Below are 14,651 nucleotides of genomic sequence, written 5' to 3' on the forward strand. Positions count from 1 at the left end.
CCCGGCCCGGCGGCACCGCGCCCGCCCGCGATGCCGCCGGGCCGGGTTCGAAAGGTCATGTTCGTGCTACTGGGCCGCCGATCGGGTGTGCACCACGCGGTAGGTGTTCCAGTCGCAGGACGTGACCAGCTCCTTCATCCGGGAGAACGTCTTGCGCCGCTCCTCGGACTGCTCGTCCTTGGGCACGTTGCGGTAGGCCCAGAACGTCTCGCCGTCGGACCACTGCGAGTAGTTCACCACCCATGCGCCCTGCCCCTGGCGCAGCCGGGAACGCAGGCCGCGCAGCACGGTGTGCGAGCGGTAGCCGGGCACGTCCACCAGCCAGTCGTAGGCGTCGGCGAGGACGCCGACCAGCTCGTCCGGGTTGTCGTCGGCGACGCCGAACACCTCGATGACGGTGAAGTCGTCGCGGTGCGGCCCGATCTCGACCAGCTCGCCCTGCGAGGGATGCGGCCGGCTGAAGGCCACCTCGTTCTGCAGCAGGTTGATGTTCGTCGTGATCTCGCTGAACAGCGGCATGGTGCGGTGCTTGAACTCGTCGCCGGCGTAGCGCGCCTCCAGGTCCTCACCGCTGCGCCACTGGATGAAGTTCGCCGTGCCGAACTTCTCGATTCCACTGTGGACGGTGCTGGAGATCCAGCCGGGATACGCCGCGGCGTCGACGATCTCGCGCATGGCCGCGATCAAGCGGTCCTGCTTCTCCGCGGCGTCGGTCCGGAACAGGTTGAGCACGGTCAGGTAGTCGCCGGAAATGATGGGCATGGGTCTCCTCGCTCAAGAATCTTCGAATATCAACTCGTCGGGCCGAACCACCGGGTGAGGGCGTCGGCCAGGCCGTCCGACCCCGACCCACCGGTGCCGACCCAGGCGACGTAGCCGTCCGGGCGCACCAGCAGCGCGTCCACCCCGTCGAGGCCCGGCGGGTCCAGCGCGGCGGTGACGACGTCCACCCGGTCGACCCACGGCGCCGCCGCGGCCCGCACCCCGGCGTCGTCCGCCACGTCGATCAGGACACCCCGGGCGGCCCGCAGCTGCGCGAAGATGGACGACTCCCCGAAGGTGCGGTCGGGCACGCGCCGGCCGAGCAGCGGGTGGTCGCCGGGGCCGACGTCGTAGCGGATGTCCAGCCCGGCGACCATCCCGATCAGGTGATGCCGGACGTCCTGGTAGGCAAGCAGCTCGGTCAACACGTCGCGCAGCGGATCCAGCTCGTCCTCGCTGAGGTAGAGGATCCGCTGGGCGAGCGTGTTCATCAGGATCCGGGCGCCGACGGGGTGCCGCTCGCCGTGGTAGGTGTCGAGCAGCCCGGCCGGAGCGCTGCCGCGGATCTCGGCGGCGAGCTTCCAGCCGAGGTTGACCGCGTCCTGGATGCCCGCGCTCATGCCCTGGCCGCCGATCGGCATGTGGATGCGCGCGGCGTCGCCGGCGAGCAGCACCCGGCCCCTGCGGTACTCGGCCGCCTGCCGGCTGGCGTCGGTGAACCAGCTGATCCACAACGGTTTCGCGCCGTGGATGTCCTCGCCGGTCAGCCGCTCCCAGGCGTCGGCAACCTCGGCGAAGCTCGGCGCCTCCTGGCGATCCCGGTTCGGCACGTTGCCCCGCTCGTACATCACGACCCGGCTGACGTGCGGCCCCAGCGGCAACACCATGGCCATGCCGCCGGGCAGCTTCTCGCCGGCGATGCGCGGCCGCAGCGGGACGCCCGTGACGTCGGCGAGCCACAGCTCGACGGCCGGCTCGGTGCCGGGGAAGTCGATGCCGGCCAGCTTGCGGATCGTGCTGCGGCCGCCGTCGCAGCCCACCACGTAGGCGGCGCGCATCCGGCGCGGGCCGTCCGGAGTGGTCACCTCCAGCTCGACGCCGTCGTCGTCCACCGTGAGCCCGACGACCTCGTGACCGCGCAGCACCTTGGCGCCGAGACCGGTGGCCCACTGGGCCAGGATCGCCTCCGTGCGCGACTGCGGGATCCCCCGTGCGCCGTAGCAGCCGCCCTCGATCTCGGTGAAGTCCAGGGGCAGCCCGCCGAAGTGCCCCATCGGGGCGGTCTGCACCTCACCGAACTGCGGCAGCAGCCCGCGCTGGGCGAAGTCCTCGATGGTCCGCGCGGAGAAGGCGAGGGCGCGGGACTGCTGCATCGGCTCGGTCAGGCGCTCGACGACGATCGGGGTGACCCCGCCCAGCCGCAGCTCACCGGCGAGCATGAGCCCGGTCGGACCGGCGCCGACAATGATGACGTCCCCGTCTAAGTTGCTCATTTGGTCCTCAATGTCTCTCGGCTCTCCGACCCCAAGCGTCGGAAGATCGGCCGAGTAAGTCAAATTGCACAGTGAATTGCCAGCAAAGCCTTGGCTGACAATGCGGCACCGGTCACAGTTTGGATATGACTATAAGCCAACCCACCGAGGTATCGGCACTGCTCGACCGTTACCTCGTGAGCCTTGACTACGACAAGCTGGACGACGAGTGGGCGCGCGGCTTGTTCACCGAGGACGCCCGCGTCGTGTTTCCGATGAGCGAGCACGCCGGGATCGACGGCCTCGCCGAGTATCACCGCAACGCGCTTGCGGCCTGGAAGCGGACGCACTCCCTCGGCTCGACCGCGGTCGTCGAGATCGACGGTGACCTGGCCACCCTGCGGGCCAACCTGACGACCACCCACGTGCACCTCGCGGAGAACGCGCCGCCGGGTGGCGAGCGGGATCCGCTGTTCGTCGCCGGCACGGCGGTGTCCGGACAGGCCCGCCGCACCCCGGACGGCTGGCGGCTGAGCCTGCTGTCCGTCGAGCTCGTCTGGGCGACCGGCAGCCCGCCGCCCATGCCTTAGGAATGCGATGAAGGGACCCTTCCTGACGTCGACCGTCCTGACGGGTCCCTTCATGGCCGTGTTCGACTGCGGTCTTTCCGCGGTTGGACGGTACGGCCCGGCTCGCGCTGCCGCGCCCCGCAATTCTGGGGTAAGATCACGAGGACCACTATTCCCAGGAGACCCTTTTCCTCAAAATCACTGCGAGGTGTTCCCGTGGTTTTCGCGCGCTCCGCTGATCGTCCCGTCATCGGAATCGGCGCGCACGCGGGGCCGGTGAAGATCGCGATCTTCGACAAGCACGCGACGTTCGTCCCGCGGGAGTTCACCGACCAGCTTTACGACGCCGGCTGCGCGCCGGTCCTGCTGCCGCCGCTGCCCGGGATCGAGCACACCGTGGCCCGGCTCGACGGCCTGCTGGTGCTGGCCGGCCCGGACGTGGATCCGGCGTCCTACTCCGCGCGGCCGCACCCGAAGCTGCAGCGGACCGACCCGCAGCGCGACGCGTTCGAGCTCGCGCTCCTCGACGCCGCCATCGACGCCGGGTTGCCGATCCTGGCCATCTGCCGCGGCATGCAGCTGCTCAACGTGGCCCGCAACGGCACCCTGCACCAGCACCTGCCCGACATCGTCGGGCACGGCGACCACCTGCCCGGCCCGGAGCTGTACACCCCGATGCCGGTGAAGCTGCTGCCGGGCAGCCACCTCGCCAAGATCTTCGAGGGCGACACGGCCACCGTGCCGTGCCACCACCACCAGGCGATCGACCGGCTCGGCGCCGGCCTCACCGCGACGGCCTGGGCGGAGGACGGGACCATCGAGGCCATCGAGGCCACCGATCACCCGTTCGCGCTCGGCGTGCAGTGGCACGCCGAGGAGAGCCCGGACAACCGCCCGTTCCAGGCGCTGGCCGACGCGGCCCGGCTGGTCACGTCCGCCCGCTGAGGCTCAGTCGCCGCGCAGCGTGCTGATCGCCTTGGCGATGCGGCGCCGGCGAGTCTGAAGGGTCTTGGCGTTCTCGATGTCGAGGACGTGGCGGCGCTTGTGGCTGTAGGACAGGCGGTCGAACGCCGCGCGGGCGTCGGGGTCGGCATCGAGGGCGGCGGCGAGATCGGGCGGCTCTGTGATCACCCGGGGCTCGGCGTCGACGGCGACGTCGACCTCCACCTCGTCACCCTCGGACACCCCGCTGCCGGCCCGGTTGGCGGCGCTGACCCCGAGGAGGAACCGCCCGCCCTTGGGCACGACGGCGCTGCGCCAGGTGTGGCCGTTGATCGTGGCGACCACCCGGGGGCGCTTGCCGGCGCCGAGGGCGTCGACCACCGCGGCCGGCACCTCGACCGCGGTGGCGTTGCCGGCCGGCTCGAGCGTTGCGCGGAACTTCATTTTCCATCTCCCAAGTCAGGCGCGGAAGTCTGTGTCACACCCGCGGTGTCCGGTCCGTCATCGTGATGACGGGACACACGTAAGGAACGCGACCATGGGAGAGCACGAGCGCCAGGCGCGGATGGCCGACGCGGTGTGCGTCGCCCTTGCGATGATCCTCGACACCATGGATGCCGCCGAGCGCCTGGCGTTCGTGCTGCGCTACGTGTTCGCGTTGCCCTTCGACGAGATCGCCCCCATCATCGAGCGCTCGCCCGCGGTGGCCCGGCGGCTCGCCGACCGGGCGCACCACCTGCTCAGCTCGGTCTGGCAACGACAATCGACACCGCCGATGCCGTGTGCACCACCCGCTCCAGCGTGAAGTCGGCCTCGGCGAGCAGCTCGGCGTACTGCTTCTCGGTGCGTTCCCGGCCGCCGACCATGAGCATCAGCCACACGTCGACCAGCTTGGCCGGGTGCGGCTTGTTCCCTTGCGGGGTCACGAACTCGAACAGGAACAGCCGGCCGTCGTCGGCGATCGCCTTGCGCACGTTGCGCAGGATCTCCATCGCCTGGGGCTCCGGCCAGTCGTGCAGGATGTGCTTGAGCAGGTAGGCATCCCCGCCGGGAGTGACCGGGTCGAACAGGCCGCCGGCGTCGATCGTGGCCCGGTCGGCCACGCCCGCCTCGGCGAACAGCTCCTCGGCGCCGAGCTCCGCCGCGCGGGCCTCGAACAGGACGCCGCGGGACTTCTTGGCGCGCTTGAGGATTCCAGCGAGCAGGCCGCCGCCACCGCCGGCGACGTCGACGATGGTGCCGTACCTGGAAAAGTCGTAGGCGGCGAGGATGGGATCGGTCTCCAGTTTGGACAGGTTGCCCATCCCGGTCATGAACTTCGTCGCGTACTCGGGGTTCGCGGCGAAGAACTCGAAGGCGCCCATGCCGCGCACCTTGGGCAGGCTGGGCTCGCCGGTCTTGACCGCCTCCAGCAGGTGGCTCCACTCCTCCCAGTGCAGCGGGTGGCCCATCATCGCGGCGAAGTCGCGCATCGAGCCGGGGGTGTCCGAGCGCAGCGCCGCGCCCATCGGCGTCAGCCGGAACCGGCCGTCGCGGCGCTCGGCGAAGATGCCGTTGCTGGCCAGCAGGCGCAGCAGGCGGTAGACGCCGTCGGGATCGGCGCCGACCTTGCCCGCGATCTCCTCCGCGGTCAGCGGCCCGTCGGCGAGGGTGTCGGCGATCCGCAGCTCGGCGGCGACGGCGATCGCCTGGGTCAGCATGGAGCTCATGGCGAGCTCGAGCAGGGCGATCGGGGCGGGCACCAGCTTCTGGCCTAATCGCTGGACCCGCGTTCGCACACCTTCGACGGCGCGGACGACGCGAGCGGGCGGAACGGGTGGCATGGGCGATTCCTCCGGGCGGATCGGTGTCGAGCTACGCGGCTCGTTGTTGGAGCTGTTCGGCGAGCTGGTGCCAGGCCGCGGCGCAGCGGCGGGCCAGGTGGGCGAGGTGGGGCGCCCAGTGGTCGGGGATGCCACGCTCGAGGTGGGCGAGCTGCTCGTGGTCGACCAGGCAGCGGTGCAGCAGGCGCAGGGTGTGCCGGCCGGCCTCGGTCAGGCGCAGGGCCGGGTCGTTGCCGAGGTGGGTGAGCAGGGTGTTCAGGTCGAGCGGCGCCGGAGTGCGCGCGACGGCCGTGGCGCCGGGGGAGGGCAGCGCCGGCTCGGCCGGGGCGGCCGGGACGGTGGCCGGAGGCGTGCCGGTCGTGGTGTTCCGGTAGCGGTGCGGAACGGGGTGCTCGCCGCGGTCGATGCGCTGGCGGACGTCGCGCACGGTGGCCGGGGACAGGCCGGTGACCCGCGCGATCTGCCGCAGCCCGGCGCGGGGGTGGGCCCGGATCACCGCGGCGGCCTGCTCGCGCCGGTTGCCGGTGTCCAGCGGGCGGATCCGCCCGTCGCGGCCGACCCTGGCGGTGGCCGCGGGCGTGGAGTCGGTGGCGCACTGGGCGCGGATACGGGACACCGTCTTGTCGGACAGGCCGGTGGCGGCCGCGACGGCCCGGTCCGACCATTGCGGGTGCGAGGCGATGATGCGGCCGGCGGCGGCCGACCGGTCGGCGCGCGACAGCGGCAGGCCGTGGGTGACGTTGGCCTTGACGGCCAGCACGAACGCCGCCTTCTGATCGCAGTCGATCAGCCGGGCGTCGATCATCGTGCGGCCGTTGAGCGCGGCCGCGCGGACCCGGTGCGCGCCGTCGATCACCCGCATCGACGGCCGGTGCACGGTGATCGGCGGCAGCGCCTCCCCCGCCTCGGCGAGCAGCTGGACGTGCTTGGCGTCCTGGCCGCCCCGCCGCGGCGAGTCCTCGAACACCAGCTGATCGATTCCCACGCTGACAACCGGATGGGACTCGATCCACGACAGCGACGACCCGACCTGGTCCAGATCGGCCTCGGCGCACGCCACGTGATCGTCAGTCGACCGCTCGGCCAGACTCACCCTGCAACTCCTTCGCGACGAACGAGCCGGAATCCAGATCCGGTAGGAAAAGAGAATCCTGTGCCGGCGGAATTGTCAACTTCAGATTTACCAGCACTCAAGCCCGACTATTTCCGGGCCGACAAAGAAATATCCCAATAAATGCGGGAGAAATTGGGTGCGCCCAATTAAGCACTGTGCCTGGACATCCAGTCGCTGGCAACGAAAGTGGGGTCGTCCACGACCGGGTCGCCGCGCAGGATCGCCTGATGCAGATGCCGCAGCTGCCGGGACGGATCGACGCCGAGGTGCTTGCCCACCGTGGCGTGCAGCCTGCGGTACACCTCCAGCGCCCGCCACGGCAGGCCGCAGCGATGCAGCGCGAGCATGTACTGCGCGTGGAAGTTCTCGAACCACGGGTGCCGCGCGCACAGCGCCGCCAGCTCGTCGAGCAGCTGCCGGTGCCGCCCGAGCCGGAGATCGGCGTCGATGCGCAGGTCCAGAGTGGTCAGCCGGCTCTCCTCCAACCGGGTCCGCTCCACCTGGAGCTGCGGTCCGATCGTGACGTCGATCAGCGCCCGGCCGTGCCACACCTTGAGCGCCTCGGCCAGCCGCCGGGACGCGTTGGCGTAGTCGCCGTTGCCCACCGCGCGCCGGCCGGCGGCGACCAGCTGCTCGTACCGCCCGGCATCGACGTTGCCCCATGGCACCTCGAGGGTGTACCCGCCCGGCCCGGTGATCAGGACCTCCTTGGCCGAGCGGCCTTTGTCCTTGGCCAGCGCCTGTTCCAGCCGGCGCCGCAGGTGCAGAATGTAAGTTTGCAGGCTGGCCAGCGGAAGCCGCGGCGGCCGGCCACCCCAGATCTCCTCGATCAGCGCGGACGCCGTCACCACGTGGCCGGCGTTGAGCGCCAGCATGGCGAGCACCTGGCGCTGCTTGGGCGCCGACGGCACGATGGACATCCCGTACACCGACGCCTGTAACGGTCCGAGAACCTTGATCTCAATCCACATGAACACGCTCCCCTCGTCCCAGGTGGACGGAGGTGCTCTGCCTCGGCTCGGCATTCATCTGACGTATCGACCGATCCCACCTCGTGGCTGCGATCAATCCTGCTGGATCTCGTTAAGCGTGCGCCGAGTGGCTGATCTCGCCCTGACCGATTGCTGACCGTGTCAAGCGACTCCTTGCTCAGAGCAACTCTGCTGGGCTAAACTGACATTAACCTGACATCGGGCTGACAAGATGCAAGCCTGCCGAGGGCGTGCGGCATTACCACGCCGGCGACGGCACGACAATCGCTCAGGAAGTCGGGCCGGATTCCCTGAGTGTCTTGCGGAACTGTTCCCATGCCCGCCTGGGCATCACCAGCGCTCCGCCCGCTGGATTCTTCGAGTCACGCACCGCCATCCCGTCCGGCAGGAAGGCGATCTCGACGCACACATTTCCGTCGCCGTTGCTGTGGCTGCTCTTGTGCCACACAACGTGGATCGGCACAAGCCCGCACACCGGTCACTCCCATCGCTCACTCAATCCTGACTAGATCCAATCTCGGCGATAAACTCGCGCGACCGCTCGGGATCCAGAGCCACGGATCGAAGGTTGGCGAACTTGATGAGGTACAACTCGACATCGTCCGGCTCCTCGAGATAGACACCCTTGTCGAGCAGCTCGATGTATCCGATGTCCGGATAGCCGCTGTCGAAGGACAAAATGTAGAACGGTGTGCCCATTGCCGGGTAGGCCTGCGCGGCCGGCATCACGCGAAGATCGATGTTGGGTAACTCCGCCAGCTCGAGCAGCCGCTCGAGCTGGCGCCGCATCACATCGCGGCCACCGACCTGAATGCGCAGCGCCCCCTCGGTGATGATCGCCTCGACGTGGATCGGATTCTTACCGTGCAACCGCGCCTGCCGCCGGGCGCGCGCGTCGACCCGCTGGCGGACCAGCGCATCGGACGCGCGCGGCTGGTTCGCGCGGATGACCGCGGCGGCGTATTCGGGCGTTTGCATGAGGCCGTCCACCAAATCGATCTTGAAGGTACGAACCTTTGTCGCTTCATTCTCCAGCTCGACATAGACAAGCGCGTCGTCGACGAGGATGTCCTCGCCGACCGCGTCCCACCAACCGTGCTTCTGCTCGCCGAGGAACGGGTTGACAATCACGCCGCGTTCGGAATCGCGCGTGGCGAGCACCGGCGTGAACCCGGTGCCGTCCGCCGGTGGAACGGAGCTGGCCCCGTTCTTGCTACGAGTCCGGTTCGGCCAATGCCGCCCCGCATTGCTCTCAGACATACCTTCTCCCAGGTCGACGGGCAGATCGCCTGCCCGTGCTCAACCCGCTGCGCCGACCGACGCCGGCTTTCGCATGGTGGCCGCCTCCAGATCGACGTCCGAGTTGAGGATCGCGCGCTGGATGTGCTGCACCTGCACGGAGGGCTCGATGCCGAGCTCGTCCACCAGCCGCTGCCGCAACCGTCGGAAGATCTCTAGCGCCTTCCACTTGCAGCCGCAAGCGTAGAGTGCCGTCATATACTGCTGACACAGCTTCTCATGCAGTGGATATAGGGCGGTCAGCTCGGCCAGCTCGCCGAGCAGCTGGTGGTGCCGCCCGAGGCGCAGGTCGGCGTCGATGCGCGACTCCTGCACCCCGAGCCGGCTCTGCTCGAGCCGCTCGACCTCGACGGCCAGCCGGGCGCCCACCCGAACGTCGACCAGCGTGGGTCCGCGCCAGGTCTCCAGCGCCGCGCCGAGCAGGTTCGAGGCCGACTTGTGGTCGCCCGCCTCCATGGCCCGTTCCCCGGCCTGAGCGAACTTCTGGAACCTGTGGACGTCCACGTCCTCGGGGGCAATGTCCAACGTGTATCCACCGGGTCGGGTGATCAGGATCTGCTTGGCGCTGCCACCGCCGCCTTCCAGCATGGCATCGTCGATGAGCTGCCGCAGCCTCAGGATGTAGGTCTGCACCAGCTGCGTCGCCGACCGCGGCGCGTCGGCGATCCCCCACAGCTCCTCGATCAGCGACGTCACCGTGACCAGCTGGCCGGCGCAGATCGCCAGCAGCGACAGCACCTGCCGCGGCTTGCGCGCGGTCGGTACGACCGAAATGCCGTTATGCCAGACCTCCAGCGGTCCAAGCACCTTGACGTTCATAGCAGACACTCCTCCATCTCGAATTGCTCGGGACGGCCGGCGCGGCCGTCCGTCTTGGACACGAAGCGGTATGTCGGACCGCTCATCGCCAGCCGAGGCGTCGGGCCGGTCGCCCGCCCGCCCCGGGTCCGCCGCAGCATCTGGTACGCGTGCGCGGCCGACACCAGCGTCATGTGGTGGTGCCAGCCCGCGAACGACCGGCCCTCGAAGTCCTGCAGGCCGAACTCGTCCCGCAGCATGGTCATGTCCTCGTGCCTGGCCCGCTGGCTCAGCTCGACCAGGTCGACCAGTTGGGCCAGACGGACGTTGGTGAGGTTGGTCAGCCACACGCCCGACAGCCGGCCGACGGTGGGCTCGCACGACCACTGGGCCAGCACCCGCCGGGTTCCCCGGTGCGGGCAGGTCGAGGTGATGTGCACCCGCCGCTCCGGCGGGCAGATGTCGCAAATGGAAAGCATGGAGTACTGTGCGCCGGCACCCGCGCCGGAGCGGTCGGGCACGCGCAGCATGACCTGCCGGCGGCTGACCGACAGCTCGGCCAGCTCCTCGGCGGTCGACACCTGACGCAGCCCGGAACCCGACTCCGACTGCACGACCGGTGTGGTCTCGGCGACCCGCACGAGGTAGGGCAGTTGCCGGGCGGCAAGACCGCGCAGCAGCGGTCGCGCCTCCTGGCCGGCGGAGTCCCACACCACCGGAGCCGGCCGCAGCCCCCAGCCGACGGCCATCTCGTCGACCGCGTCGAACACGTGCCGCCACGGCGGGCGATGCCGCTCCCCGTCCGGCAGGCGGGCGCGCTTGCGCCGCTCGACGTCGGTGTCCCAGGTCCGGGGCAGCAGCAGCCGCCAGTTCACCGCGCACCGGTCGTCGCCGTTTGCCAGGACGACGGCCAGGCCGAGCTGGCAGTTGATGGTCCGGCCGACCGTCGGCGCGTACTGCCGGGCCACCCCAACGGAGCTGGAGCCGTTCTTCGGGAACGCCGCCTCCTCGATGAGCCAGGCCCGGGGCCGGATCGCCGAGACCCGGTGCGCCAGCGCGCTGCGCACGGCGTCCCACCGCCACGGGCTCTGGTTCACGAACTGCTGCAGGCACTGGTCGGCCCGCCACCCGACGACCTCATCCGAAATACGGCGTATCGATTTCCGGCCGCGTACCGAAAGCAGACCCCTGATATAGACCTCGCCCCAGCGCCGTTGATCGGAACGCGGCAGCGATGCGAAGAGCTCCTCGCAGAAGGCCGACAAGTCGCTCGTCGCGCTTAATCGCGATCTAGCGGCGAAATCGTCCTCTGTCATGACAGCCCCCTCCAAACGATCTGTTCCTGCCAAGGTCACGAGCGCGTTACTCAATCGTTCACGTGCTGGTCGGCCCGAGAACCGATCAACGCAGCATACGGCGCGTAGCGAACTCTGATCTCCTGAAAGGCCATCCAGGCATGGTCTATATCGCGTTCGGCCGGCAGCCCGCTATCAATTGCAAGTTGCATCGTGTCGCCGAACGCCCGTTCCTCGCGCCCCTGCAGGCTGACCGTCATGACCGGCAGCTCGATGCCGACGCGCCTGGCCAGGCATTGCAGGCAGCACGACCCGATGTTGAGCAACACCCGGGCGTGCAACGGGGCCCACCGCGGCGCCACCGCTTCCACCAGCGCCGCGGCGTCCATGACGGTCATCGCCGCCCTCGGCCACCCGGGCTGACCGGCCGAGCGAAGGTAGACCAGACCCGGATAGCTGTTGTGACTGTTGTATATGTCGGCCAGCCAGCCCGCCCACTGGGCGAAATAGCTGTCCAGGCTGTCCCGCGAGCCCGAGCGCAGATGGCTGGCCACCAGCACGTCGGCGTCGGTGACCCGCTGCACCTGCGTGGCCCACCGCGCGATCATTCCCTCGCGGCGGCCGTAGGCGTCCATGAAATGCACCAGGTACGCCGCGAAAGCCGCCGCCACCAGCACCGCGGAAGCGCCCGCGGCGACCGTGACGGCCACGGCGGCCCCATTCATGTCGACGACGGGGGACCCGCCGGACCAGGTGCCGCCCACCGCGACGACCAGCAGCGCGAACCCGACGGCCAGGGCGCTCAACCACCCGGCGGCCATCACGAACAGGCTCACCGGAACGCACAGATCCAGCACCCAGTTGCGCAGCCGGCCGGGCAACCTGCTCGCCAGCGCCGCGCCGCCGGTGGCACAGGCCCGCGCCGTCCACCGCGCCATGCGCGACGACGACCGGCGCGGGATGAGCGTCGTGCGCAGCACACTCATCCACACCAGGACGACCACGACGAACCCGCAGGTAGCGATCACCAAGTCCAACATGGCTCTAGCATCACTCAGCGGTGAATCCGGAAAGTAGCAGGCGTTTGTGGTGGTACTCGCAATACCAGCTTCGCGCAATACCGCCGTAAGATCCCGATACCCGCCCCCCTACCGGGCGTTTTGTCATAAGATGGCCCGATGCTGAGGGGTGGGCGCCGCCGTCACAGACCTGTGCAAGTGACGGCGTGACTCAGGAGAGCAGCAGACGCGAGCTCGCCCGGTTCCTCCGGAGCCGGCGCGAGCGCGTCACGCCGGCCGACGTGGGTCTGCCCGCCGGCCCGCGCAGGCGCTCCAGCGGGCTGCGGCGCGAGGAGGTCGCCGTGCTCGCGGGGCTGAGCCCCACCTGGTACACCTACCTCGAGCAGGGCCGCGACATCCACCCGTCGGCCGAGGTCCTCGACAGCCTTGCCCGGGTTCTCGGTCTCACCGAGGACGAGCGCCGGTACATGCATCTGCTGGCCCACGGCCAGGTCAGCAAGCCCCGGCCGCTGGCCGACGAGGTCTCGGCCGAGGAGACCGTCCGGCGGCTCGTCGCGCTCAGCGAGGACAGCCCGTATCCGGTGTACGGAATGAGCGTCCTGGCCGACATCATCGCCTGGAACAAGGCCACGACCTCGTATTACGCCGACTTCGGCGGCATACCCCCCGAGCGGCGGAACATGGTGCGGTGGATGCTCGAGGCGCCGGAGGCCAAACAGCGGCTGACGGATTGGGCCGAAGACACCCGCGACATCGTGGCGCGATGGCGGTCGGCCAACGCGATCCTGGAGCACGCGCCGGAGCACACCGAGCGACTGCGCCGGCTCGTTGCGGAGTTCACCGCGCTCAGCCCGGCTTTTGCCCGCTGGTGGGACGAGCACGATGTGCGGGAGCGCCGCACCCGTACCCGGCGTTTTCGACACCCCGAGCTCGGTGATCTCACCATGCGATTGATCGTCGTCCAGGCGGCCGACTTCGCACCGAGCGTCGTCGTGTTCCACGCGCCGTCCCAAGAAAGCTGATCAAGCGCCAGCACGACGTTCCCCGACTTCGTTAACTCGTCATTGACGGTGTTCTCGCGGATCGATAATCCTTCGCTATCGCATTCGCGGAGAGACACCGACCAGTTGGCTCACGGGACGCTTGAGGGAGCGCGAGATCATGTCTGAATATGTCGCACGTCAAGGCCGGCCGATCGCGATTGTGGGGGTTGCATGCCGATTGCCGGGAGCGCCGAATGTGCGGGCATTCTGGGAGGTGCTCTCGGAAGCCCGCGACACGCTCGCCCGGACACCATCCGTACACCGTCCATTACCTTGCGGAGACGAACTCTCCCCTGGAGGCCTGCTCGACGATATCGACGGCTTCGATGCGAAGTTCTTCGGTGTGTCCCCGCACGAGGCGGTCCGCATCGACCCCCAGCACCGGCTGCTCGTCGAGACCGTGTGGGAGGCGCTGGAGGACGCCGGCCTCCCGGCGGACCGGCTGGCCGGCTCCCAGACCGGCGTGTACACCAGCTGCTTCACCGGGCAGTACTGGAACCTGCTGCAGGGCGCGGGCCTGCGCGACGCGCACGCCATGGCCGGGGCCCACCACGCGGCCGTCCCGGCCGGCCGGATCGCCCACCTGCTCGACCTGCGCGGTCCCACCATCGACGTCGGGGCGGCCTGCGCGTCCTCGCTCGTCGCCGTGCACCTCGCCTGCCAGGCGATCTGGTCCGGCGAGGTGTCGACCGCCCTGGTCGGCGGCGTGAACCTGCTGCTGTTCAACGACCGCACCGGCCTTGCCGACGCGGGGCTCATCTCGCCGACCCGGCGCTGCCAGTTCGGCGATGAGGGCGCGGACGGGTACGTCCCGGCCGAGGGTGCGGTCGCGGTCGTGCTCAAGCCGCTCGACGACGCGCTCGAGGCCGGGGACCGGATCTACGCGACGATCCTGGCCAGCGGCATGAGCAACGGCGGCCGGCAGGCCTCGGTGTGCGCCACCGGCGCGACCGGCCTCGAGGACCTGCTGCGCCGGGTGATCCGGGACGCCGGGATCGCGCCCGCCGACGTCGACTACGTGGAGGCGCACGGCACCGGCACGCCGCACGGTGACGCCGTCGAGCTCGCCGCGCTCGGCCGGGTCCTCGGCGCCGGGCGGGTGGCGGACCAGCGCTGCCTCGTCGGGTCGGTCAAGTCCAACATCGGCCACACCGAGGCCGCGGCCGGACTGGCCGGGCTGGTGAAGACCGCGCTCGCGCTGCACCACCGCACGGTTCCGGCGACCCTGCACGTGCACCGGCCCAACCCGGTCCTCCGGACCGACGGCGCCGCGCTGGAGCTGAGCCGCGCGACCCGGCCCTGGCCCGAGCGGGGCCGGCGGGGCTTCGCCGGAGTCACCTCGCTGGGGATGTTCGGCATCGGCGCGCACCTCGTCCTCGCCGAAGGCCCGCGGCCGGCCGGCCACCTCCCGCGCGGCGAGCGCCCCGCGCGGGCCATGCTGCTCCCGCTGTCGGCCAAGGACCCCGCGGCCCTCGCCGCGTTGGCGTCGGCCTACGCGGACGCCGTCACCGCCGCGCCCGACC

General features: G+C 69.9%; 15 protein-coding genes and 1 pseudogene. 5 read left to right on the plus strand and 11 right to left on the minus strand.

What is annotated here, in order from left to right; translation table 11 throughout:
* Window positions 1–66: 66 nt before the first annotated feature.
* Window positions 67–762, minus strand: coding sequence for an antibiotic biosynthesis monooxygenase (locus VGX25_RS14645; RefSeq protein WP_326918324.1), 696 nt, complete (start codon window positions 760–762; stop codon window positions 67–69).
* Between the two features lie 29 nt (window positions 763–791).
* Window positions 792–2,255 (minus strand): FAD-dependent monooxygenase, encoded by a 1,464-nt coding sequence (locus tag VGX25_RS14650; protein ID WP_326918325.1) that lies wholly within the window; start codon window positions 2,253–2,255, stop codon window positions 792–794.
* A 125-nt stretch (window positions 2,256–2,380) separates the two neighbouring features.
* On the opposite strand from VGX25_RS14650, the gene VGX25_RS14655 reads away from it, so the two are divergent.
* Entirely contained in the window at window positions 2,381–2,824 is a 444-nt protein-coding gene (locus tag VGX25_RS14655) for a nuclear transport factor 2 family protein (RefSeq protein ID WP_326918326.1), read from the plus strand.
* 195 nt (window positions 2,825–3,019) lie between these two features.
* Window positions 3,020–3,748, plus strand: coding sequence for a gamma-glutamyl-gamma-aminobutyrate hydrolase family protein (locus VGX25_RS14660; protein WP_326918327.1), 729 nt, complete (start codon window positions 3,020–3,022; stop codon window positions 3,746–3,748).
* A gap of 3 nt (window positions 3,749–3,751) precedes the next feature.
* On the opposite strand, the gene VGX25_RS14665 is transcribed toward VGX25_RS14660, so the two are convergent.
* Window positions 3,752–4,189 carry a YdeI/OmpD-associated family protein gene (locus VGX25_RS14665; RefSeq protein WP_326918328.1) on the minus strand — a complete coding sequence of 146 codons (438 nt, stop codon included), beginning with the start codon at window positions 4,187–4,189 and terminating at the stop codon, window positions 3,752–3,754.
* Between the two features lie 94 nt (window positions 4,190–4,283).
* Here VGX25_RS14665 and VGX25_RS14670 point away from each other — a divergent pair, with 94 nt between their 5' ends.
* Entirely contained in the window at window positions 4,284–4,550 is a 267-nt protein-coding gene (locus VGX25_RS14670; RefSeq protein ID WP_326918329.1) for a hypothetical protein, read from the plus strand.
* On the opposite strand, the gene VGX25_RS14675 is transcribed toward VGX25_RS14670, so the two are convergent.
* The 8 genes and pseudogenes from VGX25_RS14675 to VGX25_RS14710 all read right to left on the minus strand — a co-directional run bounded on the left by VGX25_RS14675 (window position 4,486) and on the right by VGX25_RS14710 (window position 12,106).
* Window positions 4,486–5,523: a methyltransferase gene (locus VGX25_RS14675; protein WP_326918330.1), complete on the minus strand. Its 1,038-nt coding sequence runs from the start codon at window positions 5,521–5,523 to the stop codon at window positions 4,486–4,488. The genes VGX25_RS14670 and VGX25_RS14675 overlap by 65 nt on opposite strands.
* Window positions 5,524–5,599: 76 nt before the next feature.
* Window positions 5,600–6,661: a ParB/RepB/Spo0J family partition protein gene (locus VGX25_RS14680; protein ID WP_326918331.1), complete on the minus strand. Its 1,062-nt coding sequence runs from the start codon at window positions 6,659–6,661 to the stop codon at window positions 5,600–5,602.
* A gap of 167 nt (window positions 6,662–6,828) precedes the next feature.
* On the minus strand, window positions 6,829–7,653 hold the full coding sequence (locus VGX25_RS14685; protein WP_326918332.1) for an AfsR/SARP family transcriptional regulator: 825 nt from the start codon (window positions 7,651–7,653) through the stop codon (window positions 6,829–6,831).
* Window positions 7,654–7,942: 289 nt separating this feature from the next.
* Window positions 7,943–8,149 carry a DUF397 domain-containing protein gene (locus VGX25_RS14690; protein WP_326918333.1) on the minus strand — a complete coding sequence of 69 codons (207 nt, stop codon included), beginning with the start codon at window positions 8,147–8,149 and terminating at the stop codon, window positions 7,943–7,945.
* A gap of 20 nt (window positions 8,150–8,169) precedes the next feature.
* Window positions 8,170–8,934, minus strand: a complete 765-nt coding sequence (locus tag VGX25_RS14695; protein ID WP_326918334.1) for a DUF5753 domain-containing protein — start codon at window positions 8,932–8,934, stop codon at window positions 8,170–8,172.
* 39 nt (window positions 8,935–8,973) lie between these two features.
* Window positions 8,974–9,792, minus strand: a complete 819-nt coding sequence (locus tag VGX25_RS14700; protein ID WP_326918335.1) for an AfsR/SARP family transcriptional regulator — start codon at window positions 9,790–9,792, stop codon at window positions 8,974–8,976.
* 128 nt (window positions 9,793–9,920) lie between these two features.
* A pseudogene (locus tag VGX25_RS14705) lies at window positions 9,921–11,087 on the minus strand (IS701 family transposase); the annotation flags it as partial.
* Between the two features lie 50 nt (window positions 11,088–11,137).
* Entirely contained in the window at window positions 11,138–12,106 is a 969-nt protein-coding gene (locus VGX25_RS14710; protein ID WP_326918337.1) for a hypothetical protein, read from the minus strand.
* A gap of 185 nt (window positions 12,107–12,291) precedes the next feature.
* Here VGX25_RS14710 and VGX25_RS14715 point away from each other — a divergent pair, with 185 nt between their 5' ends.
* Together VGX25_RS14715 and VGX25_RS14720 are read left to right on the plus strand one after the other, a co-directional pair.
* Complete coding sequence (locus tag VGX25_RS14715) at window positions 12,292–13,107, plus strand: helix-turn-helix transcriptional regulator (protein ID WP_326918338.1); 816 nt, start codon at window positions 12,292–12,294, stop codon at window positions 13,105–13,107.
* A gap of 139 nt (window positions 13,108–13,246) precedes the next feature.
* Window positions 13,247–14,651 (plus strand): polyketide synthase (locus tag VGX25_RS14720; RefSeq protein ID WP_326918339.1); only part of this gene is annotated, 1,405 nt, incomplete at its 3' end.

It is taken from the genome of Actinophytocola sp., from assembly GCF_035942955.1.
Classification (GTDB): Bacteria; Actinomycetota; Actinomycetes; order Mycobacteriales; family Pseudonocardiaceae; genus DASYTH01.